The sequence below is a fragment of the Streptomyces sp. NPDC058646 genome, from assembly GCF_042716875.1.
Lineage (GTDB): Bacteria > Actinomycetota > Actinomycetes > Streptomycetales > Streptomycetaceae > Streptomyces.
Map to the genome: position 1 here is coordinate 20175 of NZ_JBHXRK010000024.1, position 26232 is coordinate 46406.

At 68.1% G+C, this 26232-nt stretch carries 15 protein-coding genes and 3 pseudogenes; 6 read left to right on the plus strand and 12 right to left on the minus strand.

What is annotated here, in order from left to right; all coding sequences use genetic code 11:
* The first annotated feature begins 692 nt into the window (after positions 1 to 692).
* From ACFWUZ_RS26380 to ACFWUZ_RS26390, 3 genes are all read left to right on the plus strand, one after another.
* Entirely contained in the window at positions 693 to 1058 is a 366-nt protein-coding gene (locus ACFWUZ_RS26380) for a hypothetical protein (protein WP_384377729.1), read from the plus strand.
* On the plus strand, positions 1055 to 1717 hold the full coding sequence (locus ACFWUZ_RS26385; protein WP_384377732.1) for a nucleotidyl transferase AbiEii/AbiGii toxin family protein: 663 nt from the start codon (positions 1055 to 1057) through the stop codon (positions 1715 to 1717). Before ACFWUZ_RS26380 ends, ACFWUZ_RS26385 begins: the two co-directional genes overlap by 4 nt.
* A gap of 715 nt (positions 1718 to 2432) precedes the next feature.
* Positions 2433 to 3038: a dihydrofolate reductase family protein gene (locus ACFWUZ_RS26390; RefSeq protein ID WP_384377735.1), complete on the plus strand. Its 606-nt coding sequence runs from the start codon at positions 2433 to 2435 to the stop codon at positions 3036 to 3038.
* A gap of 213 nt (positions 3039 to 3251) precedes the next feature.
* Here ACFWUZ_RS26390 and ACFWUZ_RS26395 read toward each other — a convergent pair whose 3' ends face one another.
* From ACFWUZ_RS26395 to ACFWUZ_RS26415, 5 genes are all read right to left on the minus strand, one after another.
* Complete coding sequence (locus ACFWUZ_RS26395; protein WP_384377738.1) at positions 3252 to 3518, minus strand: hypothetical protein; 267 nt, start codon at positions 3516 to 3518, stop codon at positions 3252 to 3254.
* Positions 3519 to 3667: 149 nt separating this feature from the next.
* A complete protein-coding gene (locus ACFWUZ_RS26400; RefSeq protein ID WP_384377741.1) occupies positions 3668 to 4078 on the minus strand; it encodes an Imm10 family immunity protein in 411 nt (136 codons plus the stop codon).
* Positions 4079 to 4214: 136 nt separating this feature from the next.
* Positions 4215 to 4709: a DUF3592 domain-containing protein gene (locus ACFWUZ_RS26405; RefSeq protein WP_384377744.1), complete on the minus strand. Its 495-nt coding sequence runs from the start codon at positions 4707 to 4709 to the stop codon at positions 4215 to 4217.
* A 196-nt stretch (positions 4710 to 4905) separates the two neighbouring features.
* The gene (locus ACFWUZ_RS26410; RefSeq protein WP_384377747.1) at positions 4906 to 5322 is read right to left on the minus strand and encodes a hypothetical protein; all 417 of its coding nucleotides are present in this window, start codon (positions 5320 to 5322) and stop codon (positions 4906 to 4908) included.
* Positions 5323 to 5888: 566 nt separating this feature from the next.
* Positions 5889 to 9005: a DNRLRE domain-containing protein gene (locus tag ACFWUZ_RS26415; protein ID WP_384377750.1), complete on the minus strand. Its 3117-nt coding sequence runs from the start codon at positions 9003 to 9005 to the stop codon at positions 5889 to 5891.
* A gap of 590 nt (positions 9006 to 9595) precedes the next feature.
* Here ACFWUZ_RS26415 and ACFWUZ_RS26420 point away from each other — a divergent pair.
* Both ACFWUZ_RS26420 and ACFWUZ_RS26425 read left to right on the plus strand, forming a co-directional pair.
* Positions 9596 to 17035 carry a ricin-type beta-trefoil lectin domain protein gene (locus ACFWUZ_RS26420; protein WP_384377753.1) on the plus strand — a complete coding sequence of 2480 codons (7440 nt, stop codon included), beginning with the start codon at positions 9596 to 9598 and terminating at the stop codon, positions 17033 to 17035.
* A 16-nt stretch (positions 17036 to 17051) separates the two neighbouring features.
* A complete protein-coding gene (locus tag ACFWUZ_RS26425; RefSeq protein WP_384377756.1) occupies positions 17052 to 17510 on the plus strand; it encodes an SMI1/KNR4 family protein in 459 nt (152 codons plus the stop codon).
* A gap of 103 nt (positions 17511 to 17613) precedes the next feature.
* Here the strand turns inward: ACFWUZ_RS26425 and ACFWUZ_RS26430 are convergent.
* From ACFWUZ_RS26430 to ACFWUZ_RS26445, 4 genes and pseudogenes are all read right to left on the minus strand, one after another.
* Positions 17614 to 18922, minus strand: a pseudogene (locus ACFWUZ_RS26430) (tyrosine-type recombinase/integrase).
* Entirely contained in the window at positions 18922 to 19146 is a 225-nt protein-coding gene (locus ACFWUZ_RS26435; RefSeq protein ID WP_384377759.1) for a helix-turn-helix domain-containing protein, read from the minus strand. The pseudogene ACFWUZ_RS26430 and the gene ACFWUZ_RS26435 overlap by 1 nt, the downstream one beginning before the upstream one ends.
* Positions 19146 to 20591: a replication initiator gene (locus ACFWUZ_RS26440; RefSeq protein WP_384377762.1), complete on the minus strand. Its 1446-nt coding sequence runs from the start codon at positions 20589 to 20591 to the stop codon at positions 19146 to 19148. The genes ACFWUZ_RS26435 and ACFWUZ_RS26440 overlap by 1 nt, the downstream gene beginning before the upstream one ends.
* Before the next feature lie 205 nt (positions 20592 to 20796).
* Positions 20797 to 21618, minus strand: a pseudogene (locus ACFWUZ_RS26445) (cell division protein FtsK); the annotation flags it as partial.
* A gap of 14 nt (positions 21619 to 21632) precedes the next feature.
* On the opposite strand from ACFWUZ_RS26445, the pseudogene ACFWUZ_RS26450 reads away from it, so the two are divergent.
* A pseudogene (locus ACFWUZ_RS26450) lies at positions 21633 to 22102 on the plus strand (ATP-binding protein); the annotation flags it as partial.
* 20 nt (positions 22103 to 22122) lie between these two features.
* On the opposite strand, the gene ACFWUZ_RS26455 reads toward ACFWUZ_RS26450, so the two are convergent.
* The 3 genes from ACFWUZ_RS26455 to ACFWUZ_RS26465 all read right to left on the minus strand — a co-directional run bounded on the left by ACFWUZ_RS26455 (position 22123) and on the right by ACFWUZ_RS26465 (position 25743).
* Entirely contained in the window at positions 22123 to 22602 is a 480-nt protein-coding gene (locus ACFWUZ_RS26455) for a hypothetical protein (protein WP_384377765.1), read from the minus strand.
* A 373-nt stretch (positions 22603 to 22975) separates the two neighbouring features.
* Complete coding sequence (locus ACFWUZ_RS26460) at positions 22976 to 25159, minus strand: zeta toxin family protein (protein ID WP_384377768.1); 2184 nt, start codon at positions 25157 to 25159, stop codon at positions 22976 to 22978.
* The gene (locus ACFWUZ_RS26465) at positions 25156 to 25743 is read right to left on the minus strand and encodes a hypothetical protein (protein WP_384377771.1); all 588 of its coding nucleotides are present in this window, start codon (positions 25741 to 25743) and stop codon (positions 25156 to 25158) included. The genes ACFWUZ_RS26460 and ACFWUZ_RS26465 overlap by 4 nt, the downstream gene beginning before the upstream one ends.
* Between the last annotated feature and the right edge of the window lie 489 nt (positions 25744 to 26232).

Here is a 26232-nt window from a genome sequence, read left to right on the forward strand (position 1 = left end):
CCTGCGGCGCCGAGGGCGGCGAGGAAGCCGCCGACGGCGAAGACGGCGGCGCTGGCCACGAAGCCGCCACGAGGATGATGGAGGGGCTCCACAGGTCTGACTCGGTTGGTCCCGTTAGCCCCAACAGGCGCAATCGGGAGAACGGAGCCGCGCGTGCCTGCGGGGCGCTGCCGAGCCGGGCTCGCGATCGGCAGCGGCTCCCACGCAGTCGCTACTGACCGGTCGGATCCGCTCCAAGGGCCTAAGTGATGCGGCGAGCGATTGTCAGCGCCTGAATCTGGAGCTTGCAGTCGAAGAGGATTTTTCGCTGCGGTCCCGTCAGCTCCGGTGGCAGCTGCTTCACACGCTCCCAAATAAGAGCGCGCAGTGACTGGGCCAGCTCCAACTCCTGTGCCGGAGGGTGACACGCAGGCCCTGGATGCTGGCGTCCAGCCGCGTCAGGGCTGCCCGGTGCTTCTTGGGGAGCTTCTTCCTCCGATGCTGTTCCTGCGCGGTCTTGGCCTGCTGCAGTGATCGGCGCTCTTGGAGGCCGCCGGCCATCGGCCCACGCAAGAGGTTCGACAGTCCGCTCCCGATCACGTACGGCCGACCGCCCCGGAGCTCCTGGTGCGGCCGGTCGGCAGGCGTAGCCGCCCGGTGGTGTGTCGCATCTGCGCTACCCGAGACGGACGGGACACGGGATAATCAGGTCCATGGTCACGCTCTCCTCCACAGGCCCCGAGCCCTCCGCGGCTGAGGTACTGCACGCCAGGTACGCGAACCGGCTGCCCGCCTCGCTCGAGAAGCTCGCGGGCCCCGCCCACGGCGTGGTCCACCTCCCCCTGCACGTCGCCTGGTCCGGCCTGCGCTCCTACGACCTGGACCGCCCGCGCCTGCGGATGGGCATGTACCGCACCGTCCTGGCCGAGGGCCAGCACGAGGACCTCGTGAACCTCCTCAACCACGACCTGCTCCTCGCCCAGTGGCCCACCCTGCGCACGCTGGTCCCCCGGCACCTGCGGCAGGCCTGGGAAGACGCCTTCCCCGAGCTCACCGCCGCGGGATCAGCCGCCGCGTGAACCTCAGCGACCTGCACCGTCGGCTCCTGAGCGCCGTCATCGACATCGGCACCCCCTACCCCCTCGTCATTACCGGCGGGTACGCCGTCCAGGCCCACGGCCTGGTCGACCGCCTCAGCCAGGACCTCGACGTCGCCACCGAGAACCCGGCCCCCATGCCGGAGATCGTCGCCAGCCTCGAGCTCGGGCTGAACGAGCGCGGCTGGCACGTACGCGTGATCGACGTGGACACGCTCTCCGCCCGTCTCATGGTCACGGACCCGGACACCGGCGAGGACTGCGAGGTCGACGTCCTCAAGGAGCACTTCTGGACACCGCCGGCCCAGACCGAGTACGGCCCGGTCCTGGCCTTCGACTCCGTCATCGGCACGAAGGTCCGCGCGCTGGCCGACCGCGGCGCCGTCCGCGACCTCATCGACGTCCATGCCGCCTCCGGGCACCGTGATACGGGCGAACTGGAGCGGCTCGGCGAGCGGCACGGCCGCGGCGAGTTCCGCCTCGAGGACCTCCGCGACCGCTTGGTCGGAGCGGACTGGGCCGACGACGAAGAATTCGCCGCCTACGGCCTCACCGAGGACGAAACGGCCGGGCTCCGCGCCTGGGCGCAGCGCTGGGCGAGCGACCTCGACCAGCGTTTGTACGCCGCTGGCGACGAGTGACAGCGGCCAGCAGCACCTGGAACCCGCGTCGGCCAGCTGCTGTCCTGGCCCGGCTGCTGCCGCGAGGCGGTGACGACGTCCGACGCTGACGGGCCAGGCCCGGGCGAGACGACCGAACGTACGTCCAACGCACTCCGATCGCCCGCCATGCCGCGACCGAAATCTGCCCGCCCTGAATGGGTGTCGTCGCGAGGGCGTTCTTTGAGATTGAACTCCTGCAAGCGGGACGCGGTGACCTCGACGTCGTCCAACCAGGAGGCCGTCGACTTCCAGACTTGTCCGCCGGCTCCGATCGCGGACAGATGGCCCCCGCCGTCGCTGGCGAAGACCAGCGTGATCGGTTCGCCGTCGATCGGAGCGGGGCAGCACTCACGGAAGTGCTCCGCCGCCGTCGCAGGTGAGTGGATGACGTACCCGCTGCCGATGTCGGGCGGCGGAGCCGAACCGATCACCCAGTAGAGCGTGGTGGGCCGTTCTCGGGTGCGCTGAGCTGGGGCTTTGTCGCAACGCAAACCGTCGTTCTCCATCGCATGGAGATCGTTACCCGACTGCGTGCATAGGGCAATCATGTGGGCCTGCGGCCCTCCGAAGCAGTGCCGCTCCGCCGACCTGATCGGCTGCGGCGTCATGGGGTTTTCGTTGCCCACAGCGCGGCCGATGAGTTTGTGGTCCCCGGCCGGTCCAAGCTCGTAAGACCCTAGGAAAGGACACCGCCATGTCGGAGCTTCTCGTCGACTTCATCACCTCCCTCGACGGCTACGCATCGGGAGAGGGCTGGCCCGGGTTCTGGGGCCTGGAGGGCCCGGAGTACCTCGCATGGCTCGGGGAGCAGCCCGGGGTCACCTACCTGATGGGGGCGAACACCTATCGCCTGATGTCGGGCTTCGCCGCAGGCGAGGTCCCGAACGGCCAAGACGAATTCCGGCCCGAAGAAGAAGCGTCCGTCGATGAGCTCACGCAAGCGTCCAAAGTGGTGTTCTCCTCCTCACTCGAGGAGCCACTGACGTGGGCCAACTCCACGCTCGTCCGCGACGACGCCGTCGAGACGGTCCGCGCCATGAAGTCGAGTGGCTCGGGGCTCCTCAGCACGATCGGCAGCCTCAGCCTGTGCCGGTCCCTGCTACAAGCAGGACTCGTCGACCGCTTCCGGGTCGTGATGTTCCCGGTGATCACCGGGGCCACGGGCGAAGAACGCATCTACGACGGCTATCCGGACGTTGCCCTCGAGATGATCGAGCACCGCACCTTCGATGGCCGCATCCAGCTGGTCGAGTACAAGCCCCGCGTGCTCGAGCACCCGCCACTCGGCGTCCCTGCGTGACGTTGCCCCGCCCGCCGGTCTGGACGGCCGCCATGTCGGCGCCGGCGGGCGCGGAGCCGTCCGGAACTGCCCGTACTGCGATCAGGCCGTCACCATCGTCGACCTGCTGGCCACCCCGGAAGCGGACTGTCCCACCATCGCCAGCAGAGTTCCCGAGATCACCTCCCTGCGGGGAACTCCGTGAGCACCGCGGGCAACGACTTCGCCTGATCCTCACCGATCAGCGTGCCCGGTGACCTTCGGTCGCCGGGCCACGCTGACCCGCGCATTTTCGCCCCTCATCGCCTGCGGCCAGCGGTCATCAATGACACCCGCCGCTTCCCGGCAAGCACCGCAGGCGTTCTCCCGCTCCGGCAGCCACCAGTAGTCGGACGGCGACATGCCGGCTTCCTGGATTCCGCACAGTGTCCTGTCGAAAATGCCGAAGGCGTGGGAGACGTCGGCGGGAAGGCCGTCCGCGACGGCTCGCTCCCAACGCATCTCCACGTACCTGCAGGCCCGGTTCTCCGACGGCTGCACGGACTGTCGATGGTCACGCGATTCCCCACGGACGACGCTGCAACCGCATGTAATTCCGCACCCTGTCGAGCCCGCTCGGTAGCGCCAGTGCACGACGCCCTGCAGACTGGTCAGATGCCTACACGGGTGGGCACAGCGCCCGCACGTCCGTAGCCGAGCACCTGGGACAGGACCTCGCGGAACAGGATGACGTCTTCGGCCGGCGCCTCGATGACGGCCTCGATCTCCCTGTCAGTCAACCGTAGGTCTTCCAGCGCTCCAGGGTCGAGTGAGACACGGAGGACGTTGCCCGTCAGGACAGCTTCTCGCACACAGCCATATGCGGTCCCTTGCTTGGCTGTGACCAGGCAGTGCGTGTCCATCCCCAGGGCGACCTCTTGGTCATCAGGCTCCTCCTCTCCCGCCATGAACACCAAGATGAAGCCGCTTCCGTCCTCACCCTCGGCAAGGGCGGCTTCGGTGAAGTAGCCATCAGGGTCGATCTCGGTTCTGGCGGCGCGGGCGGTGAATCGGTACGTCATGACGGGGTTCTACCAGCACGTCCAGCTAAGCCATGAGGCAGGGGCAAGCCCGATGCTTGACCGCCATGTTGAGGCGGCGACCGCGATGCTTTCTCCGAGTTCCCCCTGGGAAGATCGTGAGCGTCCGGCTGGGGAATTACGCGATCGTCCACCTCGTGGCGTCTGCGCGTTGGCGCCGGGCCAGGGTGACTGTTTTCAGGACGGACAGCGCGAGGAAGATCAGAGCAGCGCCGCCCGACATGGCTGCCATCACCGCTGCCCCGCCGCCGTCCACGTCGTTCTCATCGGCGACTGCTTGTGGATCGTCCGCGCGGTATCGGACGGTGAGTTGCGTGCCGGCAGGGTTCTTGCCGTTGCCGCTTCCTGCCGGCAGATCCGCCACGATGGTTCGGCCGTCGGCCTCGAACGTGACCTTGCATTTGCCCAGCACGCACGTACCGCTCGTGTGCAGGGTCGCGGGAGCCCGAACGCCGTCTTGCAGCGAGCGGAGGTGGTGGGCCTGGGGAAGGAGCACCAGCCCCGACAGCGCGCCCAAGAGCAGCGCGAGGGCCAGCGGCAGGAGGATGGCCGTACGCCGCTTCGAGCCGCTTTCGGGCGTCCCAGAGGTGTCTGCCTTTGCTGCTTCGTCCACGTCTTCCGCCCCCGTTTCCATTGGCGCGCAGGTCGCACGCGTGGACCGCGCTGCCTCCGTCCAGTTGGAACGGTACGTCTTGCGCCGAGTTGGGGTCATGGGCTGATCTCGGCACCCCGGAGCCCTCCCCGGCTGCCCGATGTCAGCAGCGAAGGGTGCCGGAGCGACTTCAGGGCGAGTGGTGACAGCGCGTCCTTCACAATCCCTGGGCGGACTGAAGTCGCTTGATCTGCCGGAGAAGGGGCTCATCGGCGAGGCGCGGGTACGGCTCGGGCCCCATGCCCGTCATGTCGACGATGCACACACCGACCCGTGCCACGATGCGCTCGCTGATGTCAGCGGGCTCGTCGGACCCTTCTTCAGTGATGGTCATCCGGATGCGGATGGTGTCTTCGGGATATCCCGGTCCGTCGAGGTCCTCGTACTGCACGGTTCCGTTGCGGGTACCGGAGCCGGTTGCGGGGCAGGCGGCGACAGCCGACCGCAGCTCCGCGAATGCCGTCGCGGCACCAGTTCCGGAATGGGACGCGAGGAAAGTCACCTTTGGGTTCCCCGGGTCGCCGGGGCGGAAGGTCTGCGTGATGGCAGCCTTGGCGCCCCGCTGATTGAGCACGGCCCACATGGTGCGACACGGGGGTGTCAACGGGTCCGGCTGGTGCGTGAGTCCCATCTCGGACGGGTGCATGTCCCGGAGCCCTACCGCAGGGCTCGGGACCCCGGCGGCCTCGCCGGGCTGCAGGATCAGCTCCCGCAGTCGCGCGGTGTCCGGTATCTCGCCGACCGGTCCTGGCGCCGGCAACGGAACGGAGGGGGAAGGGGAAGGCGCCGGAGCGGTCGGCGACGCCGAGGGGGTGACGGGTGCCTGCGTCTCTGCCTGTGCCGGATCGGACACCGGATCCGGACTGCCGGCGCAGGCAGGAAGAAGCAGGCAGCCGGCCGCCGCCATCAGGATAGAGACGTGGCGTCTGAACATGTGGGAAGCCCCCCGGCTGCGCATTGATCGAGTTGATCCGCCCCGAACTGTAGCCGTGCCGATGGCCAGGCCACTGATCAAATTCGGCGCGGTATCGGAGACACCGCTCCCGCCCTGCCTGGGGCGTGCTCACGACGGAGCGGCAGGCCGGGCCGGGGCGTGTGCCCTGGTCCGGCCTGCCGGTTGGTGGTGTGGTGTGGGTGGGCTTATCCGATGGTGAGGAAGTCCGTCCAGCCGTCGTTGTCCGACCCTGACGGCATGCCGGGCATCCAGTCGCGTGCGCCGGTGAACAGGTACTGGGTTCCGTGGGGGCCGACGGTCCAGATGTCGGGGACGCCGTCGCCGTTGGTGTCGGGGGTGCCGAGGACCATGGGCAGTTCGGCGCGGCTCCAGTAGGTGGTGGCGTAGGTGTGGTCCTGGCCCCCGGCGGCGTCGGCCGCGGAGCGCAGGGACTTCAGGTCGGCCCCGCCGTTCGGCCCGGGCTTGCCCTTGCGCAGGGCGAGGCCGCGGTTGTGGTCGGCGTCGTCGCGGAAGAGCAGGTCGGGGACCTTGTCCCCGGAGACGTCCCGTACTCCGACGATGTCGCGCGGGGCCCAGCCCGCGGCCAGCTTGGTGGCGGAGGCGAAGCTGGCTCCGCTGTAGCCGGTGAAGGCCCAGAAGCCGTCCGCGTCGAGGGCGAACAGGTCGGGGAAGCCGTCGCCGTCCACGTCCTCGCCGACGACGATCTGGCGCAGGGTCGCGGGGGCGGGTGCGCCTGCGGGCAGCAGGATCTCGATGCGCCGGCCGACGTCGAACTGGCCGGTGCCGGTGCCTGGGTAGACGTACAGCTTCCCGTCGGGCATGCGCGCGATCAGGTCGGTGAGGCCGTCGCCGGGGAACCAGTCGGTGGAGTGGCCGATGAGGGCCGCCTTGCCGGTGGCGGGGTCCTTCCAGTAGCCGGGGGCGACGGGCTTGCCGTTCTCGACGGCGCCGGGGAGGTGGGCGTCGGTGTCGCCGGCCTGGTCACCGCCGTAGGTGCGCAGGTTCCCGGCCGCGTCGATGGCCAGCAGGTCGGGGTGGCCGTCTCCGGTGACGTCGCCTGGCTTGTCCTGGCCGGGTGCGGGCCTGACGTAGAAGAGGTACTCGCTCGGCGGGGAGACGTTACCGAACTTGCTGACGGTACGGACGTACAGGACGTTGGGTCCTGCGGTGTCGACCTGGGTCTTGATGGAGGCCAGGTCCGCTTCCCAGGGGACGGCCTTCTGGTCGAAGCTGGTCCGGTTCAGGCTCCACTGGTACTCGCGGATGTCCTCGGCCTTGGTGCCGTTGCTCCGGACCTCGATCCACTGGCCCGGCGTGCCGGCCGGGTCGACGCTCCACTCGGTGGCGTCGGGGCCGGGCGGCGGGAAGGCAGCGGAGCTGACGGCGGGGCTGGAGGGGGCGGTGTGGTCGACGGTGAAGGTGCACCAGCCGCCGCCTCCGGAGTCGAGCGGGCCGCTGGCCGTCGCCCAGTTGTCCCAGTCGTTGGCGCGGGAGAGCCAGTAGTACTTCCTGCCGGAGGTGAAGCGGTCCCAGGGGATGTCCTTGGTGATCACGCCGTCGCTGTTGGGCCACAGCCACTCGTTGTGGATTACCTGGCCGCTCTCGGCGTCCCAGACCTCGATCTGGATCTGCCGGAGGTTGCCGTCGCGGTCGAAGCCCCTGACCTGGAAGGTGATGTCCGTCTTACCGATGCCGGTGCCGTTTCCGCTGGTCAGGCAGGGGCCGCCAGGTGTGGTGTTCATGTTCTGGGCGAGCGGGATGTCGGGCGGGTTGTTGTAGACGATTTCGAGGTACGGCGCGTTCTCGCCGTTCGCCAGGAACTTCTTCCAGTAGTACGAGTCCGACTCGTTCGGGGCCACGAAGCCCTGCGACAGCGCTCGCCAGCCGCTGTCGGCCGCCTCCCGGACGATCCCCGTGATGTCGGGTGCGATCCAGTTGTCCGGGCACGTGCTCTTGTAGCCGTATCCCGATTCCTCGCTGGCGACGATCTTGTGCCAGTACGACGTCGTGTTGTTCCACGTGCTCGACGACGTGACGTACGACGTCTGGTAGATGTTCATCGGTTTCCGGTCACATGACCAGGAATAGGTCTGCAAGGCCCGGAGTTTGGCGGAGTGGATTCCTGATCCGTGGAGTTCGCCGCCGAAGTCGAAATTGAAGATGGAGCGGGCGGTTCCGTACGAGTCGGACTCGTATCCCACGCGCGCTTCGGGTGTGCCGCCGGCGTTGTAGTTCTGCCCGTTGTAGAAGCTGGTGTTCCCGTACTTCTTGTAGAGCAGCGACCAGGACTGCTTGTGCCCCTTGAAGGAAGGGTCGATGAATACCGGGTACGCGGTTTCCGGCGCGTTGAGCAAGGAGGAATCCGGAACGAGGGACAGCGTGTTTTCGGTCAGGGACGCTTGGGCGACTTTCAGACGTGCGCCTTCTGCGCCCGCCAGGCCCGCAAGGCCGAGCGTCGGGTGTGCCTGCGCGACGTCGGACGGATTCCAGGCCGGCGCGTCGTCGGTGGTGGCGACCTTTCCGGAGGAGTCCCACATCAGCGGGGAGGGCGAACCCGCGACTTCCTCGCCCTTGTCGTTCCGGGCGCTGACGGCACCCGATACTCCGTCCAGGTGGAAGGACAGGTCGGGGGAGGCGAGGCGGTACGTCAGCCGCTGGAGCAGCGGGTCGGCCGCAGCCTGCCGGTCCTTGACGACGAGGAGGTGCGAGTAGCCGCCGTCCTGGGCCGTCATCACCAGGTCGACGCCGGGCCGGACGTTCTCGTACAGGGCGCGCGGACCGTCGATGACCGGCTCCGGCAGTGCCCCGGGCCAGCTGACCGCCACGTCGTGTCCGCCGGTGTTCAGGCGGACCAGCTCGGTCCACACCTCGCCGGGCGGGTCCTGCTTCAGCGCCACCCGCGTCACCGCGCGCGAGGCGCGCTCCCTGCTGCCGGCCGGGGCCGCGGACCCTGCACTGAAGACCACCCGGCCGTTGACCGCCTTGGCCGCGTAACCGCCCTCGACCCGCTCCAGGTCGGTGTCGATCGGCTTCCACACGCCGCCCACGTCAGCCCGGACGGCCGCGTTGAAGACCTGCTTCCTGAACAATCCGTCAGGCTGCGCCCAGGTCGTCGTGTTCGCGCTGCGCTCCGCCGTGACCTCGACCTCCTTGCCCGTATCCGCCGCCTGACGCCGGGCTTCCGGCGCTGCGAGCGGTGCACCCGACTCTCCGCCGGGGAAAGACTTGGGCTTCTCCCCCTCGGACAGGTACACCGTCGGGACCGCGACGGCCACCGCGAGCAGAGCCGCCAGTCCCCCCATGACGCGGCGGCGCCTGAACCACCGGCGTGCGGGCGGGGCTGCAACGGCCCCCTCCGCAGCCCTTGTTGGCGGACGATCGTCCACGGATTCACTGACAGCCATGGTTTTTCTTCTCCCCCCTCGGGCGCGCACTTCCGCAGCCCTCGGCACTCACCAATCATTTCGGCCATTGGCCTAAGAACGTGTGGCGGTCGCTCTCTGCCCGTCTTTCACGCAAAGGCGTCGCGAGCCGAGCATGAACCATCCCACCGACATCGTCACCTCTTGCAATGGGTTTAACGCAGGGCAGTTGACGGCGATTTGCGTGGGTTGCCCCAGGGTATACAGGCGGTAAAGTGATAAAGCCCACACTGCATTTTGGAACCTAGATTTTCTGACCCGCCTGGCCGCAGAATCAGCTGGCTATTTGTCAGTTTCCTGCCGTCCACGTGCCATCGCCGTGGGGCAGAGCGTGGGGGGTCCACATGTCGCCGTTGTCGGCGAACAATTTCCGCCTGCCCGGAAACAGAAAGGCACGTGCGAGACGCGCGCGCCTTGCCGGGCAAACCGGCATCACGCTGTCCGTGGTGCTGGTCGCAACACTCTTGCCCATGCAGGCCTGGGCGGCGCCACCGGGCGACCGCAACGGCGTCCAGCTGCCCGGCCTCCAACAGGACATCAAGGCCAAGCTCGACAAGGTGGAGGCGGCCAAGCTCGAAGGCTGGGCCGGCACCCCGGTCCTCCCGCCCGCCGGATACGAGCCGTCGAAGGTGACACCACCGGCCGCCGGCACGGCCGATGTCGCCCTCAGCGGCGACCAGCTCGTCCAGGCCGGATCCCTGCCCGTCAGCATCGGCAAGGCCTCGCCCACCGAAACCAACCCGACGCCCCCCGCCCCCTCGGGCACCTGGTCCGTCGCGGTGGAAGCCCGTACCGCCACCGAGGCGGCCAACGTCGACGGCGCGATCATCAAGGTCACCCCGCCGGCCGAGGGCTCCACGCCGGTCGACGTGCAGCTGGACTACAAGAAGTTCAAGGACCTGTACGGCACCGAGTGGGCCACCCGCCTGGAACTCAAGCAGCTCCCCGAGTGCTTCCTGACCACCCCCGACCTGCCCGAGTGCTCGGTCTCCAAGGACGTCCCGAGCACCAACGACCCGTCCACGGGCACGGTCCGCGCCACCGTCGACCCGGCCACCTCGCCGGGACAGGGCCTGCGCACCATGGCCTTCGGCGGCGGCGGCCCGATGGTCCTGGCCGCCTCCGACGGAGCCTCGGGCGCGGGCGGCACGTACAAGGCCACCTCCCTCTCCCCCACCGGTTCCTGGACGGCGGGCGGCAGCGGCGGCGGGTTCTCCTGGACCTATCCGCTGACCGTGCCTACGCCGCCGGCCGGTCCCGCACCCAAGATCGCGTTCTCCTATTCGTCCCAGGCGGTCGACGGCAAGACCTCCGTGGCCAACGGCCAGGCGTCCTGGGTCGGTGACGGCTGGGACTACGAACCGGGCTTCATCGAACGGCGCTACCGATCCTGCAGCGACGACCTGAAGCCGACCCCCGCCAAGCCGAACAACGACAACGCGACCGACAAGAAGAAGAGCGACTTCTGCTGGGCGGCCGACAACGTGGTGATGTCGCTCGGCGGCTCCACCACGGAACTCGTCCACGACGCGGCCACCGGCCAGTGGATCCCCGCCTCCGACGACGGCTCCCGCATCGAGCGCAAGACCGACGCGAGCATCGCCAACGGCGCGAAGGACGGCGAGTACTGGGTCGTCACCACCCGTGAGGGCACCCGCTACTTCTTCGGCCGCCACGACGTCGACGGCGCCGGCAGCCGCCCCGTCACCCAGTCGGTCCTCACCACGCCGGTCTTCGGCAACCACCCGGGCGAACCCTGCTACCAGACCTCCTACGCAGCTTCGTCCTGCGACCAGGGCTGGCGCTGGAACCTCGACTACGTCGAGGACGTCCACGGCAACGCCATGATCATCGACTGGGCCAAGGAGACCAACCGCTACGCCAAGAACGGCAAGTTCAAGGAGCCGGTCACCTACGCCCGGGCCGGCTACCCGACGCAGATCACCTACGGCCTGCGCAGCGACAACCTCTCCGGCGCCCCCGCGGGCAAGGTCGAGTTCACCGTCGCCGAACGCTGCATCAAGGAAGGGGCGACGGACTGCTCCGACGCCGAGTTCGACTCCAAGAACTACGGCGACAAGCAGCCCTGGTGGGACACCCCGTCCACCCTCCACTGCAAGCAGGACGCGAAGGACTGCTACACCGCCTCGCCGACGTTCTGGACCCGCAAGCGCCTGACCGCCGTCACCACCTACGGCCAGCGCACACCCGGTTCGACCTCGCTCTCGCTCGTCGACCGCTGGAGCCTGAACCAGTCGTTCCCCAAGCAGCGCACCGACACCCACCCGCCGCTGTGGCTGGAGTCCATCACCCGCACCGGATACGGCACGACCAAGGACGGCGCGGGCAACCAGGAATCCACTTCCCTCCCGCCGGTCTCCTTCCTCGCCAACGTCCAGGACATGCCCAACCGGGTCGCGACCGGCCCCAACGACGCGACCCCGGACTTCGACCGCCTGCGCGTGGAGACGATCCGCACCGAAACCGGCGGCGAGATCTACGTCGACTACTCCGCACCCTGCCCGGTGGGCGGCGCGCATCCCAAGCCGGAAGAGAACACCACCCGCTGCTACCCGGTGCACTGGTCACCGGACGGCGAGCTGGAGAAGCCCCCGCTGGAGTGGTTCAACAAGTACGTCGTCGACAAGGTCCTCGAGAAGGACCGCGTCGCCCGCCAGCCCGACGTCACCACCAGCTACACCTACGAGGGCAACGCCGCCTGGGCCAAGGACAGCGACGAGTTCTCCAAGCCCGAACTGCGCACGTACAGCCAGTGGCGCGGCTACGCCTCCGTCGTGGTGAAGAAGGGTGTCACCGCGAACGCGGGCAAGCCCGACGCCACCGAGGAGTCCCAGAGCCGTACGCACTACTTCCGCGGCATGTCCGGTGACGCCGGCCGCCCCAAGATCACGATCAAGGACTCGACCGGCACCGAAGACCTCGGCGAAGACCTCCTGCAGCTGCAGGGACGAGCAGCGGAAACGATCACCTACACGAAGGCCGGCGGCCCCGTCTCCAGCCGGGTGCTGAACTGGCCATGGCTGCAGAAGACGGCCTCCAGGCCGAGGGACGGCACCACGCCGCTGGAGGCCTACCGCTCCGGAATCTCGCGCACGGACACCATCGAGTCGATCAGCGGCGGAGCCACGCGCACGTTCCGCACGCGCACCACCTACGAGACCACGTACGGCCTGACCGACAAGGTCCAGACCGAGGCCGTGAGCCCCAACGGCACCGGCGGCTGGCAGACGAGCGACCAGATCTGCGCCACCACGACCTACGTCCACAACACCGGACCGCACCTCATCGGCCTGCCGCAGCGCGTCCGCACGACCGCCGGAGACTGTTCCCAGGCCGCCACGGGGGCGCTGATCTCCGACTCCCGCACCTCGTACGACGCACTCAACGCATTCGGCGCTGCCCCCACCAAGGGCCTCGTCCGACAGGTCGACACGAACGATGCGGCCGGCACCGGCTGGATCACGACCGCACGGACCGAGTACGACGTACTCGGCCGCCCGGTCAAGGTGCTCGACCCGGCCGGCAACGCCGCCTCCACCGCCTACAGCCCCGCCACCGGCCCGGCCTTCGCCGTGACCGGCACCAACGCGCTCGGCCACACCACCACGACCAGGAGCGATCCCGGCCGCGGCGCCCCGCTCGAAGACACCGACGCCAACGGCCGCAAGGTCACCACGGTCTACGACAACCTGGGCCGGTCCACCGCCGTGTGGACGCCCTCGCAGAAGCCCGGCACGGACAAGGCCGCCTTCACCTTCAGCTACCAGATTTCCGAGCACGAGGCCCCGGTCGTCACCAGCGGCACCCTGCAGGACGACGGCACCTACACCCAGACCCTCACCATCTACGACGGCCTGCTGCGCCCGCGCCAGAGCCAAGGAGAGGCCCTCGGCGGCGGCCGTCTGATCACCGACACCCTCTACAGCGCGAACGGCACCGTCCGTCAGACCAACAACGGGTACTACGCGGAAGGCTCACCCTCCAAGAAGATCTTCGTCCCGGAGAGCGTCTTCCAGATCCCGAACTCGACCAAGACCGCTTACGACGGTCTCGGCCGCGGCATCCGCAGCACCACCCTCTACGCAGACGTCCCGCAGTACTCCAGCACCGCCCAGTACGGCGGCGACTTCACCCTCACGCGTTCCCCCATGTCCGTCGACGGCACCACCCCCCTCAAGGGCAGCCGCGCCTCGAAGACCTGGACCGACGCACTCGGCCGCACCTCGGCCATCGAACACGCCACCTCGACCGACCTGACCACCTGGAACAGGACCACGTACGGGTACGACGTCCGCAACAAGCTGACGTCGGTCACCGACACGGCCGGCAACAAGTGGACGTACGGCTACGACGCCCGTGGCCGCAAGACCTCCTCCAGCGACCCCGACACGGGACAGTCGTCCTTCGGCTTCGACAACCTCGACCAGCAGGTCTGGGCGAAGGACTCCAGCGGCCGCACCCAGCACACCACCTACGACCCCCTCGGCCGGACGACCGAGCTGCGCGACAACGCCGCCGACGGACCACTGGTCGCGTCCTGGACCTTCGACTCCCTGCCCGGCGCCAAGGGCAAGCCCGTAGCCTCCGTCCGGCACGAGGGCGGGGCGGCGTACAGCAGCGAGGTCACCGGCTACGACAGCGAATACCGGCCCACCGGCTCGAAGATCACCATCCCGGACGTGCCCGCCACCAAGGGCCTGGCCGGCACCTACGCCTACAGCACCACCTACACCCCCACCGGCAAGGTCCAGTCGACGACGGTCCCCGCCACCCCGGGCGGCCTCGCGGCTGAGAAACTGATCACCCGCTACAACGGCGACGGCATGCCCCAGACACTGTCGGGCCTGTCCTGGTACACCGCCGACACCGTCTACAGCCCCTTCGGTGAGGTCCTGCGCACCTCGTCGGGCAGCGCACCCAACCGGGTGTGGACCACAAACCTCTACAACCCGAACACCGGCCGCGTCTCCCAGTCCGTCAACGACCGCGAGACCGCCAACTCCAACCGCATCAGTGACGTCTCGTACACCTACGACATCGCGGGCAACATCACCTCGGTCACCGACAACCAGCCCGGCGGCCGCACCGACCGTCAGTGCTACGCGTACGACCCGATGGGCCAGCTCACCAAGGCCTGGACCGGAAAGACCGCGGCCTGCAGCGGCCCGAGCCTGGCCGACGTCACACCGGGTCCGGACGGCGACGGCTTCTGGCTGGACTACCAGTTCGACGCCCTCGGCAACCGCACCAAGCTGATCAACCACGACCTCACCAACGGGGCCCTGGACGACGAAACCACTTACAGCTACGGCGTGACCATCGGCGGGAACGGCACCCAGCCGCCCGTCACCACCAAGCCGCACGCCCTGTCCAAGACCGAGAAGACCACCCGCAACCCCGGCTCCACGATCAACTCGATCTCCACCTACACCTACGACGCCTCCGGCAACACCACGAGCCGGCGGATCGACGGCGACACCCAGATCCTGAACTGGGACCGCCGCAACAAGCTCACCTCCGCCGACAGCCCCGGCATCGGCGCCGTCTCCATCAAGGGCGCCTCCGGCAAGTGCCTGGACGTCCAGAGCGGAAACTCCGCCGACGGCACCAAGGTTCAGCTGTACACGTGCAACGAGACCAAGGCCCAGCAGTGGCGCCTGACCGGCGACACCGTCCAGGCCCTCGGCAAGTGCCTCACCAACCAGAACGGAGAGGCCCGCATCGCTGCCTGCGACGGCAGCGCACAGCAGAAGTTCACCCACCGGGCGGGCGAGAAGACCCTCTACAACCCGGCCGCCAACGCCTGCCTCGACGTACCGGGCGCCAGCGAAGCCGACGGCACGGCCCTGATCCTCTACACCTGCGCCGCCGGCCCCAACCAGCAGTGGAGCTTCGACAACACCACCACCTACGTCTACGACGCCTCCGGCGCCCGTCTCATCGAGGAAACCGGCAGCTCCCGCACCTTGTACCTCGGCGAAGCCGAGATCACGGTCAACAAGGCCGGCCAGGCCCTCGATGCCGTCCGCTACTACAGCGGCCCCAGCGGCACCACCGTCCGCCGCACCAACGGCAAGGCCACCGACCACGTCCTGGCCGTCCTGCTCACCGACCACCACAACACCGCGACCACGACGGTCGAGCTGGCAGCCGGCCAGGCGGTCACCCGCCGCAAGTCCGACCCGTACGGAAACCCCCGCGGCACCCAGCCCGGCAACTGGCCCGGCAGCCGCACCTTCCTCGGCACCGGCATCGACGACACCAACACGGGCCTGACCCACATCGGCGCCCGCGAGTACGAGCCCGCCACCGGCCGGTTCATCTCCGTCGACCCCGTCATCGACATCACCGACCCGCTCCAGATGAACGGGTACACGTACTCCAACGGCAACCCGATCAGCAACTCCGACCCGACCGGCCTCAAGTACTACGAAGGCGACAGTGACGGCGGCTTGCAGGCCGCCCCCCAGGACGTCGTCGAAGCCGCCAAGCGGTACGGCCATTACGGCGAGCTGTGGGCCGCTGCCAACCCCGAGCAGCCTGTGAAGGGCAACGGAGGCGGCGGCGAAAAGGCCAAGGGCCAGGGCCAGGGCAGCGGTAAAAGCGGAGGCAAGGCGGGCGGCAGCGGGGGCAAGAAGGACTGCGGCTTCTTCACCAAGTGCAACTGGAACAAGCAGGTCAAGGCCACCAAGGACTGGGTGAGCGAACACAAGGTGGCGATCGTCTCGATCGGCACCGAGATAGTCGTCGGAGTCGGCTGTGTTGCAGCTGCGGGTGCGGCAGGCGTCGCCACCGGCGGTGTCGGGTTCGCACTGGCGGCCGGCTGCGGGGCGATAGCAGGAGCGGCAGGCGCAGCGGTCGCCAACGCCATGAATCCTGACGCTGACCACAGCGTCACGGGCTTCTTGAAGGCCGCTGCAGGAGGAGCCGTCGTCGGCGCCGCAGCCGGCGTTCTGGGCGCAGCCGCAGCCCCAGTCATTGCCGCGGCAGGAAAAGCCATCGGCAAGGCGGCAGGCGCCGCCATCGCCAAGATGCGGCCCACGGGTGGTACATGCCCCGTCCCCGGAAACAGCTTCGCTGCAGGAACCCTCGTTCTCATGGCCGACGGCTCGGCCGTGCCGATCGAGGACCTCGAGCCGGGGCACAAGGTAACGGCCACCGACCCTGAAACAGGGGAAACCGGCGAAAAGGAAGTAACGGCGTCAATTCTCGGCGAAGGCGTCAAGCACCTCGTGGAGGTGGCTGTCGACGCAGACGGTGATGCGGGCACCGCCGCCGAACTCATCACCGCCACTGACAAGCACCCCTTCTGGGTAGCCGACCTCGCCGAGTGGGTGGATGCCACCGATCTCAAGCCAGGGCAGTGGCTCCAGACCAGCGCTGGCACCCATGTCCAGGTCACGTCGATCAGGCGCTGGACGGCCGAGAGCGAAACCGTCCACAACCTCACGGTTGCCGACGTCCACACGTACTATGTGCTGGCAGGGGCCACGCCGGTCCTCGTTCACAATTGCGGCACCACCCCGCCCGGGGTGCAATGCAATTGCGCTGCTGGAACAGGTGCGGGTCCGGCGGATGCTCCAATTCGAAATTCGGGAGCCTGGACTCGTTCCGACATCATTCGCGGCTCGCTTGGGCTTCGCCCAAATCAGCTTGGTGACCGAATTGAGATTCACCATGCAGATCAGATGCCCGGGGCTCCGATCCATGAACTAGATCAAAATGTCCACCGCGGGGTCGGAACGGACCTACATCGGAATCCGCACAACCAAGGCGTCACGAAGGAAATGCGGAAGGAAGACACCCAGCTCCACTGGTGGTATAGGTCGCAGGAGCAGGGCTGGGGTACGTACAGCCCAGAACACTGGTTCGACAACTGGCCCGGATGATCGGTTAGGTGAGATCGTGGAGTTTCAAGAGTTTGAAGCCCATCTGTCTGCGGCCCGCGCGAAACGCGCTGGTCTGAGCAGTCCAGAAGGCTTTGACGTCTTTGAGTCGCGAGCGACTTCCGAAGTCGAACTGCTGGAGGTAGAAGAAGCTCTCGGGGTGCAGCTCCCTGACGAATACAGGGAGTTCATGAAGCGCCACGGAGGAGGAATGTTCCTCTTTCTCGACCTTCTGCCAGTCATTGCTTCCGATGATCAAGAGGATGACCTGAGAAGGGTGAACGTATCCGAGTTCAAGCATGACGACTTTGTCGCTGTGGCCCCGGTCGGTACAGGTGACTGGTGGGGCTTCTCGGTCATCGAAGGCCGCTGCGCAAACCAGGTTGATTTCTGGGACCACGAGGATGGCCAAGTGCAATTTGCGGCCATCGGCTTCCTTGAATTCCTGGCACGTGAGGGACTTCGCGTAGGGAGATAGTTCACCAGCGCGTCAACGCGTTCAGCAGGGCCACCAGCAGCCCCCCGCCGAATTCACGGCGGGGGGCTGCTGGGCTGTTTGACGGCAGTATTTGACGGCAACGTCAGTGGACGTGGGGTGCGCGATGCGTCGGGTTGTCGCTGGCGTCGGGTTGGTTGGCGGTCTCGGCAGAGTCGTAGAGAGTGCGGCCGAGGAGGTCGATGGCGTTGCGCTGGAGGCGGAGCCGGACGTGGGCGTAGACCGTGGCGGTGACGCCGATGTGGGCGTGGCCCAGGAGTTCCTTGATCACGACGAGTTCGACGCCCTGCTCCAGGAGGAGGGTGGCGGTGGAGTGCCGGAGGTCGTGGAAGCGAATCCGGCGGAGCCCTGCCCGATCGAGGAGGGCGTGGAAGCTGCGATTGAGGTTCGCGGGATCGATCGGCCCTCCTGCCGGCGTACTGAAGACGAGGCTGTTGTCCCGCCAGTTCTCCGCTGCTGCCTCTCGTTCTCCTTCCTGTACCTCACGGTGTTCCTTGAACAAGTGGATGCACTCGCTGGGGAGAGCAATGCGTCGTTCGGATGCGCGGGTCTTGGTGGGCAAGGCGGTGAGCCCGCCGGTCTGGGTGCGCTGGAGGGTGCGGCGGATGCTGGCAGTGCCTGTCTGGAGGTCGAGGTCTTCCCACTGAAGGCCGAGGAGTTCGCCCTTGCGGAGTCCAGTTCGGAGGGCGAGTTCGTACAGCGCGAACAGGCGATCATTGCGGACAGCAGCGAGAAACTGGCGCGCTTCCTCTGCCGTGAGCGGTTCGAACCCGACGGGGGCGCGGCGTACCCGTACGGACGTTGCGGGCGACATTGCGCGTGATCTCCTCCTCGCGGACGGCGTGCTCCAAGGCGGACTTGAGCACGGAGTGGATGTACGCCAGCGTCAGCGGGGAGAGCCGCTTGGAGCAGCACGCTCCGGCGGCGCAGCAACGGGGCTGAAGACGGCCGGCATCGATGCTGCGGGCGCAGCACCGGCAGGTGGTGCGGAGCTGGTTGAGCCAGGTGCGCACGTCCTTGGCGGTGAGCTTGGCGAGCTTCTTCTTGCCCAAGCCGGGGATGAGGTACTGGTTGACGCAGGCGGTGTAGCGGGTGTGGGTGTTCTCGCGGAGCTGATGGACGGCGACTGCCTCCAGCCAGTACGTCAGGTAGGTGCCGACACTGCCCTGCGCGGACGGAACGGGGACGCCGCGGTTGCTGGAGGCGATCTTCTCAGTGAGCTTGGCCAGGGCTTCCGTGCGGGTGGTGCCGTAGACACGGATGCGCTTGCGGGTGATGCCCGCAGCGAGGACGTAGCCGGCGGCTTCCCAGCGTCCGTCTTTGCGCTGGTAGACGGTTCCGTCGCCGTTGGCGCGGACGCGGCGGGAGGGAGTGGCGTCGCGGGGCGTGGTCATCAGGCGGCTTCCTGGTCGAGTCGGGCGTGGATGAAGTCGGTGAGGGCGTGGGTGGGGATGCGGCGGGCGCGGCCGAGGGTGATCGAGGCGAGCTGGTGGGTCCGGAGCAGGTCGTAGACGGCGGAGCGGCCGATCTGGAGGCGGGCCATGACCTGGGGCACGGTCAGCAGTTCCTGGGGCGCGCTTGGCGCCTGGTGGGGCACGGTGGGCTGGTACGAGGTCATCAGCAACTCCCTTCTGCTACGAACTGCCGTTCCAGTTCCCTGCGGTGCCAGACGGCAGCAGCGAGGAGTCCGGCGCCGGGGCTGTAGCCCGAGCCGTGGTAGGCCCAGTGGCCGACGACGAGGGTTGTCGTCGGGTCGGACTCAGGCAGGCCGGCTTGGGCGCGGGCCTGTTCGGTGCGCCAGGCGCGGCGGGCGTCGCGCAGCGCGCCGAGGGTGACGGAGTAGCAGCGGGACTTGGTCGAGAAGTGGCCCCGGAAGCCGAGCATGTGCGCCCACTTCCAGAGCTTGAGGCCCGCGAACTCCGGCAGCTTGCCCAGCTCCCAGCAGCTGCGGATCATCTGCCGCACGTGACGGGCGACCGCGAGCCGCGGCAGGGGCCGAACCTGTCCGGTGCCGGTGCAGGCGGCGCACTGGAGCGGGGTTCCGCGGGGCAGCAGGGTGGCGCCGCGTCCCTGGCAGGGGCGGCAGAACAGGGCCCGGTCGAGGGTGCCGGAGGCGTCGGCGGACTTGGTGGCGTATTTGGCCACGTAGGCGGCGACGGCCTGGTCGGTCAGTTCGGCGTCGGTGCCGAAGGCGGCGATCTCGCGTACGTCGAGCTGTTCGCCCCAGGCGAGTTCGCGTTCCCCGATCGCATCGGACACGACGGATACACGGACGCGGGCGGCAGCAGCCCGGATGGCATCGGCGAGCAGGGTGACGGTGGCGGACGGCGGTGGGGGCTGGATGCTGCCGTTGGGGCCGTCGAGCCGGATGACGGCGTGGAAGTGGACCAGGCCGCGCTTCTGGTACTCGGCGACCTTGGCGAAGGAGAGCCGGAGGACGGCGCGGGCGGCCTTCTGGGTGAGGCCGAGTCGGGCTGCGATCTCACGGCGCAGGTAGATCGTGAAGCGGGCCCACAGTGCTGAGGCGTGGGCGTTGAACAGGACCGCGCCCACGTAGTCGTAGGTCGCCGGATTCAGCGGGGTACCGAGCAGGGCGTCCGTGGGTTCGTGGAGCTTGCGGCAGCGGCAGGGGCGGGGGCCGCCGTCGATGTTGGTGGGGCGGTTGTGGACGGGGCCGAAGGACGGGGCGGTGAGGGTGGCGAAGACGCGGGGGTGGGTGCGGACCGTGTCGGGGACGGTCTTGCCGCCGGTCAGGCCGGCGCGGATGAGGTGGTAGGTGTCGGCGGCGTAGATGCGGGAGCAGGCCGGGCAGCGGGAGGCGCGCCGGTTGCCGCACGTGGTGAGCAGGGTGCCTGTGGGTTCGTCGGACGTGGTGTAGGAGCGCAGTACCTCACCGGTCGTGGTGTCGACGGTGGTGGTGTGGCCGGTCAGGCGTACGGGCTCGGTGCAGCCGCCGAGGCGTTCGATCTGCTGGTGTGCGCGGTCGAAGTCGGGCTCGTTGACGAGGTGGAGGAGGTCCCGTACGGCGGGGCTTGCCACGTGGCGCAGGTCCAGGGTGACCATGTCGGGGCGTGTCCCTTCTGTCGGGGGTGCGGCCCCGAGCAGCAGCCGACCAGTGAGGGGGCGGTTGGTGCTGCTCGGGGCATGACGAACCGGGCCCATTGGTTGGCGTGCGGTTCAGGTGGGGCGATCCGGCCGGCGGCCGGGACGGCTCAGAGCTGAGCGAGCGCGGCTGTGGCCACCGGCAGAGCGACGCCCATGCGCGTTGCAAGCTGGGCGGCGTTGATTCCACGGTTTTCTGCGCGAAGGACAGCCCGATGGGGCATACGTCGCGGATGAAGGTGGGGATGGCGTCGCCGATGGTCTTCTGGCTGATCACGATCACCAGGATGCCGACGCTGCGGCCCTTCTTGACCAGGTCCTCCACCAGGCGGGCGTTCTCCGCCGTCAGCGCGGCCAGCCGTTTGGTGGTGGCGTCGCTGCCCTTGTATTGGCGGAAGTACGTGTGCGCCTCATCGATGATCAGGACCGTGAGCGGCCACTCGGGAGAGGGGCCGACGTGCCACATGTTCTTCACGCCCAGCACGTCACGGATGGTCGCCGAGCGCCGCTTGCGCAGCTCTACCAGCCGCTTGAACAGCGCGTTCGCTTCGTCCAGGTCGTCTCCACAGAACGCGAACATCCGCTTGACCAAGTCGGCGTAGTCGCCCTCCGAAGCGCGTGACACCTTCCCGTCCGCAGTCGCGATCTGCACGGCCGGGGAGGGTGCGAAGTCGCAGACGAACTTGTTGACCCCCGAGGTCTTGCCCGCATCTGGAGTGCCGGCCACGGTCACCCCGGGCACGTTGGCCAGGGACACGCACACCCGGGCGGCGTACTCGTCCACACCCAGCTCCCAACGCGTCAGATCCGCAGGCGGGCGACCGGTGGGCCGGTGGGTGGTCGGCGTGGTCAGCGGATCGGAGCGCACGCCCCGGATCACCACCTTGCCGGGGCCGTCCGGCAGCACGGAGACCCGTGTGCACCGCCAGGCGTCCGCCAGGAACCGCGCCGACTTCTGGTACTCCTCCAGCCCGACCTGCGGGAGCGTGGACCAGCCGGCACATGAGGCCGCTCTGCCTGATCGGCGACTCCGGGACCGGGAAATCACACCTGCTGATCGCACTCGGCACCGAAGCCGCGATGCACGGCTACGAGTCAAGTACGTCCTCGCGACCAAACTCGTCAACGAACTCGTCGAAGCCGCCGACGAGAAACTCCTCGCCAAGACCATCGCCCGCTACGGCCGCGTCGACCTTCTCTGTATTGACGAGCTCGGCTATATGGAACTGGACCGGCGCGGCGCCGAACTCCTCTTCCAGGTTCTGACCGAGCGCGAGGAAAAGAGCTCTGTGGCGATCGCTTCCAACGAATCCTTTGGAGGCTGGACGAAAACCTTCACCGATCCCCGGCTCTGCGCGGCCATCGTGGACCGCCTCACCTTCGGCGGCAACATCATCGAGACCGGAACCGACTCCTACCGCCTGGCCGTCACGCGGGCCCGCGCCGAAGCGGCCGCGGCGGGCACAAGCTGACATCTGTCCAGGTCACGGGGCTAAGGCCTGTTTGCTTGGTCATCTGCAGGCGCTTGCGGATGGTTCACGGTGGTGCCGTCTGGATTCAGCCCGAAGGCGGCCGAAAGAACGGCGGGGACATCCGCTTCCGGAAGTGCGGCACGTATCTCAGCCAGGACCTGAGGGAAGTCTTCATCGTCAACGAAACCCATGTATTCCTGGCGCAGTCGGTGAATGGCCTCGACGAGCTCGGGCCGTAGTTGCATCCAGGCGCGAGATGAACGGATCTGTTCGTCGACCTGGTCCATGAACGAGCGCATGACCTCGTAGGGGACTTCCAGGTGACGCCCGCGAGGGTCGAAACACACCGTCGGTTCCCGTGCAGGATCCTCGTCGGGGACGACTGCGGTCACAAGTTGGCGTTGCTCGGCGGCAAGCTCCAGTTCCAAGTACCAGGCGTCATCGGCCACGGAGTACATCGCGGTGATCGCGTAGTGGCCATTGGGGTGTGGGAGGGGCATGGTCGCATGCTTTCACGCTCGCCAAGGCGGTGCGTCGCGCGCCCTACCGCCACAGCTCGGACCGGCTTGATCCACCGGTTCGAGAGGTCGACCACCGCCCAGAACGGCCGAAACATTGGCCGCTCGCGTGTCCGAGGTGGAGTCACTTCTCACATTCAGATCTTCCCCTGATACCCCTGAACGGAGTCAGAACTGACCTACCTCTGGAGTCAGTTGTCACTGACGCCGCCAACACCCTGACCCACGAGGCCAGCCATGGGCTGTGTGAAGACCGGAACTATCTGAAGGTCACCTGCCAGTGCTCCCCCCCTCGCAGAGGGAGGAGCACTGGCCCTGCGTTCGTTGCGAGCCCATCCCCGGAACCCGCAGCCGACTACCTGCTACGTCCGCGCCCCGCTTCCGGACCGTCCGGCCGGCGCTTAGGTGCTTGCCGCTCAGGAGTGGCACCAGTGGAGGGTTTGCGCCCAGGCTGGGGCGGCTTCCTAGCGGTAGTGGTGCTGCGCAACCTGGCCGCCGTAGGTGACGGCCGGGCCTGGGCGAGCCGCTGAACGTCAGCGGGCATCAGGATCGGAAGGGCGTCCCGCTCGATTCTGGACAGCCTCTCGGGCCACTCGGGCCCGAGTCCGCGACTGGACTCGCTCAGCCGGAGCTGGGTCTCCACAAAGCCCTGGCTCTCCGCAGCCACCAAGGGCCGGGCCCGCTCGGCTTCGATGCTGGCCCGGAGAGCCGGCGGGCTGACCCATTGCCCGGTGTCGTCCGAGCTGTTGCTGTACCGGGGCTTCGTCTCGCCCCGGCGGTAGACCCCCGCCAGGTCCACCAGGGACCCGCGCTCTACGAGATCGGCCAGGTCCAGGATGCTCCTGAACGACTCGTCGGCGTTGGCCTGGACGGTCAAGCGTCCCTGACCGCGATCGGCGAGCTGCTCGAAGTACCGATTCAGGATGCCCTGGTCGCTCACTGCCTTTGCGACCCCCATGAACAGGCCTTCGAGACGGGCGCCGGACTGGCGGTAGGCCCGCATCTTGTCCTCCACAGCCTGCGCGTTCTGGGAGGTCTCCTGGATGATCGCGTTGAGCCCGTGAGACCGGACGTACTCCTCTGCCCGTGCCATCCACGCGCGGCCGTCCGCCCGGGTATAGGCGGCCATGAGGGTGTCGTCTTGTGCCATCAGGTCGTCGTAGTCGGGGTGATAGGGCTTGTAGAGGTCGCTATCGATGTCCACGAAGCCGCCGTGCTGGTTGAGAGCACCTGCGACGTCCTCGGTGACGCGGCTCTTGCCCGCACCGGGCTGGCCGATGATGAAGACCACCGTGGGGGTCGCCTGCGGTACGCGTCCGGCCAGAAGGTCAGGGACGATCAGCTCACGGAAGATCCGCTCGTTCTCTGCCTCCGGCAGCCGGTACCGCTCGATCTCGGCAGGGGCAATGGTGCCCGCGACGGGCGGCCGGGCCGGCCGAGATGGTGCGGCACCCAGCCCGTCCACGGTCGGGTGCAGGCGGGCGGCTGCACGGTCCTTGATGCGCTGCAGCGGCTCGATCATCAAGCTGACGGGGATCTGTTCCAGCTGGCGAACGGCAGCGAGCAAGCTGTGGCTGGTGGCGAGATCCCACGGGTGTGAGGAGGCCATGGCGGTGACGATGTCTTCCACCGCGGAGTGCCGGGACCGATCGGAGGCAGTCCAGGCCGCCATCGGGCCGACCCGGTGGGCGTCACGGAGCACACGGTTCAGGGCGTCTAGGGTCGTGTCATTGAGGTGGTCAGCAGCGGTGAAGTTCAACGCCACGCGATGGCACAGGCGCAGCCATTCGGCGGCCTCCGCGGTCGGCAGGGGGCGGGCCCGCTCGGCTTCGATGGCAGCCGCCCCAGCAGGCTCGTGCTGCCAGGAGCCGTCTGCGGTGCGCACGTTGCTGTAGAGATCTTCACGCGTTCGGTTCGTGACCTTGATCCGGTGGATCTGAGGAGCGGCTTCAGCTGCCGCCACGGCAAGAGGGATCATCCGATAGGCGCTTTGCGCCCGGTCGGGATAGACCCAACGGCCCGGGGCGGCGTCGTGCGCCGGCAGGTGGCGGTTGAGCATGTCCAGCCTGCTGCGCTCCAGCCGGACGGCGAGAGCGGTCATCTCGACTCGGTAACCGTGCGCCGCATAGGTGGCGGCGATGTCCAGCAGCTCCTGCGGGTCCTTGAAGGTTCCCTCCAGGATCAGTCCGTAGCCGTGCCGACGCGCATGGTCGTGGCACATCGCGACCCAGGCCGCGGTGGCCTGCGCCGTGGCGTCCTTCATCATCAGCGGGTACGTAGCCAGCACCTCCGCGTATCGGGGGTGCAGCGGACGTAGGTCATCCGGGCTTAACCCGACCAGGTCCCCGCCGTCTGGCTCCTGCCGCCGGGCCGCGATGGCCTGGCTCTTGCCCGCTCCCTGCTGTGCGCCGAAGAGTGACAGCACCGGCTGGGTCTGGGGGGTGTACCCGTCGAAGACGGCAGGCCGCACCACTCTCTCGAAGAGGTCCCGGAGCTGCTCGTCGTCGAGGAAGTAGTCGCTCGGCTGTGCCACGCTCACTGGCTCTCCAAGCGGACGATGTCGTCCTGCCACTGCGTAATCTGCTCCAGCAGTTTGCCTCGGTCGTGCGCTGGGACCCGCCGACTGGCCACGCGCACTGCGACGGCCTGGTCCCGCCACTGCTGTGGCTGCTCTCCCTCCGAGGCGGCCTGCGCACGCGCCATGAGCAGGCCGATGAGACGAGAGGCTGTTTCCGCGAAGACGTCGTACACCGTTGCGGTCGGCACGTCCATGAAAGCCTCCGGCCGGTAGCCGCCTTCTACGGGGTGCGTCGCGTTCCGGCTGGCGCGTACGTCGCGAGCCAGCGCGGAATAGCGGGAGCGGGCCTCGGCGATCTGCTGATGGTCGCTCGAGCGCAACGCTTCACGTTCGCGGGCGAGGCGGTGCTGTGCGGCCCGAGCGGCATCGATCGCCTCGCGGTTCGGCTGCGCCTTGGCCTCTTCGGCGGCGATCACCGCGGTGTAAGCGCCGACAAGCCCGTTCACCGCCTCGATCGCGGCCTCGTAGGCAGCAGTCTCCTCGTTTGACCAGCCATGTGTTGCCAGCTCGTGTGTGATTGAGATTCCGTTGCCGGGCGTGGACATGTGGCTCCTTCTCGTAGGTGTTCATCATCTGGTAGACGCACTGCGATCAGGGACAGTTCGCTCTTGACAACTTCAACGGGCGAGTGGGCGTGGGGCGGACCGCCGCTGGCAGCACCTCCTCGCTGCCCAGGAGGCGATCCCAACACCTTGATTGGGCTTTCTGGTCAGATTAACTGTCCCCAGCCGGGAACAGATGCGAGGCAGGATCGGCACCTTCAGGGACAGCGTCCAGTCGGCGCCGTCCGGCAGTACTTGGATACCGGGCCAGGGCTGGAAGGCGCAGCGGTCGCGGGCGGTCGGCGAAGGGAGTCAGCAAGGCCTCGGCCGGGGCATCTCCGCCAGTGCGGCGCGCTCGCGGTCTATCACCACACCCGATGGCCCGCTACGCAAGCCGTCGGCTCCACCCGGGACCCGACCCGCCGCTCCAGGAGGGACACCGCCGCAGGAGGAGCGACGCCGCGGCCGGGGTCGGGGGTAGCCGCACGACGC

Coding starts and splice junctions, on each gene's coding strand:
- ACFWUZ_RS26380 (WP_384377729.1), top strand. CDS start 693: ATGGTCACGCTCTCCTCCACAGGCCCCGAGCCCTCCGCGGCTGAGGTA.
- ACFWUZ_RS26390 (WP_384377735.1), top strand. CDS start 2,433: ATGTCGGAGCTTCTCGTCGACTTCATCACCTCCCTCGACGGCTACGCA.
- ACFWUZ_RS26395 (WP_384377738.1), bottom strand. CDS start 3,518: ATGCGTTGGGAGCGAGCCGTCGCGGACGGCCTTCCCGCCGACGTCTCC.
- ACFWUZ_RS26400 (WP_384377741.1), bottom strand. CDS start 4,078: ATGACGTACCGATTCACCGCCCGCGCCGCCAGAACCGAGATCGACCCT.
- ACFWUZ_RS26415 (WP_384377750.1), bottom strand. CDS start 9,005: ATGGGGGGACTGGCGGCTCTGCTCGCGGTGGCCGTCGCGGTCCCGACG.
- ACFWUZ_RS26420 (WP_384377753.1), top strand. CDS start 9,596: ATGCAGGCCTGGGCGGCGCCACCGGGCGACCGCAACGGCGTCCAGCTG.
- ACFWUZ_RS26435 (WP_384377759.1), bottom strand. CDS start 19,146: ATGACCTCGTACCAGCCCACCGTGCCCCACCAGGCGCCAAGCGCGCCC.
- ACFWUZ_RS26440 (WP_384377762.1), bottom strand. CDS start 20,591: ATGGTCACCCTGGACCTGCGCCACGTGGCAAGCCCCGCCGTACGGGAC.
- ACFWUZ_RS26455 (WP_384377765.1), bottom strand. CDS start 22,602: ATGCCCCTCCCACACCCCAATGGCCACTACGCGATCACCGCGATGTAC.
- ACFWUZ_RS26465 (WP_384377771.1), bottom strand. CDS start 25,743: ATGTCCACGCCCGGCAACGGAATCTCAATCACACACGAGCTGGCAACA.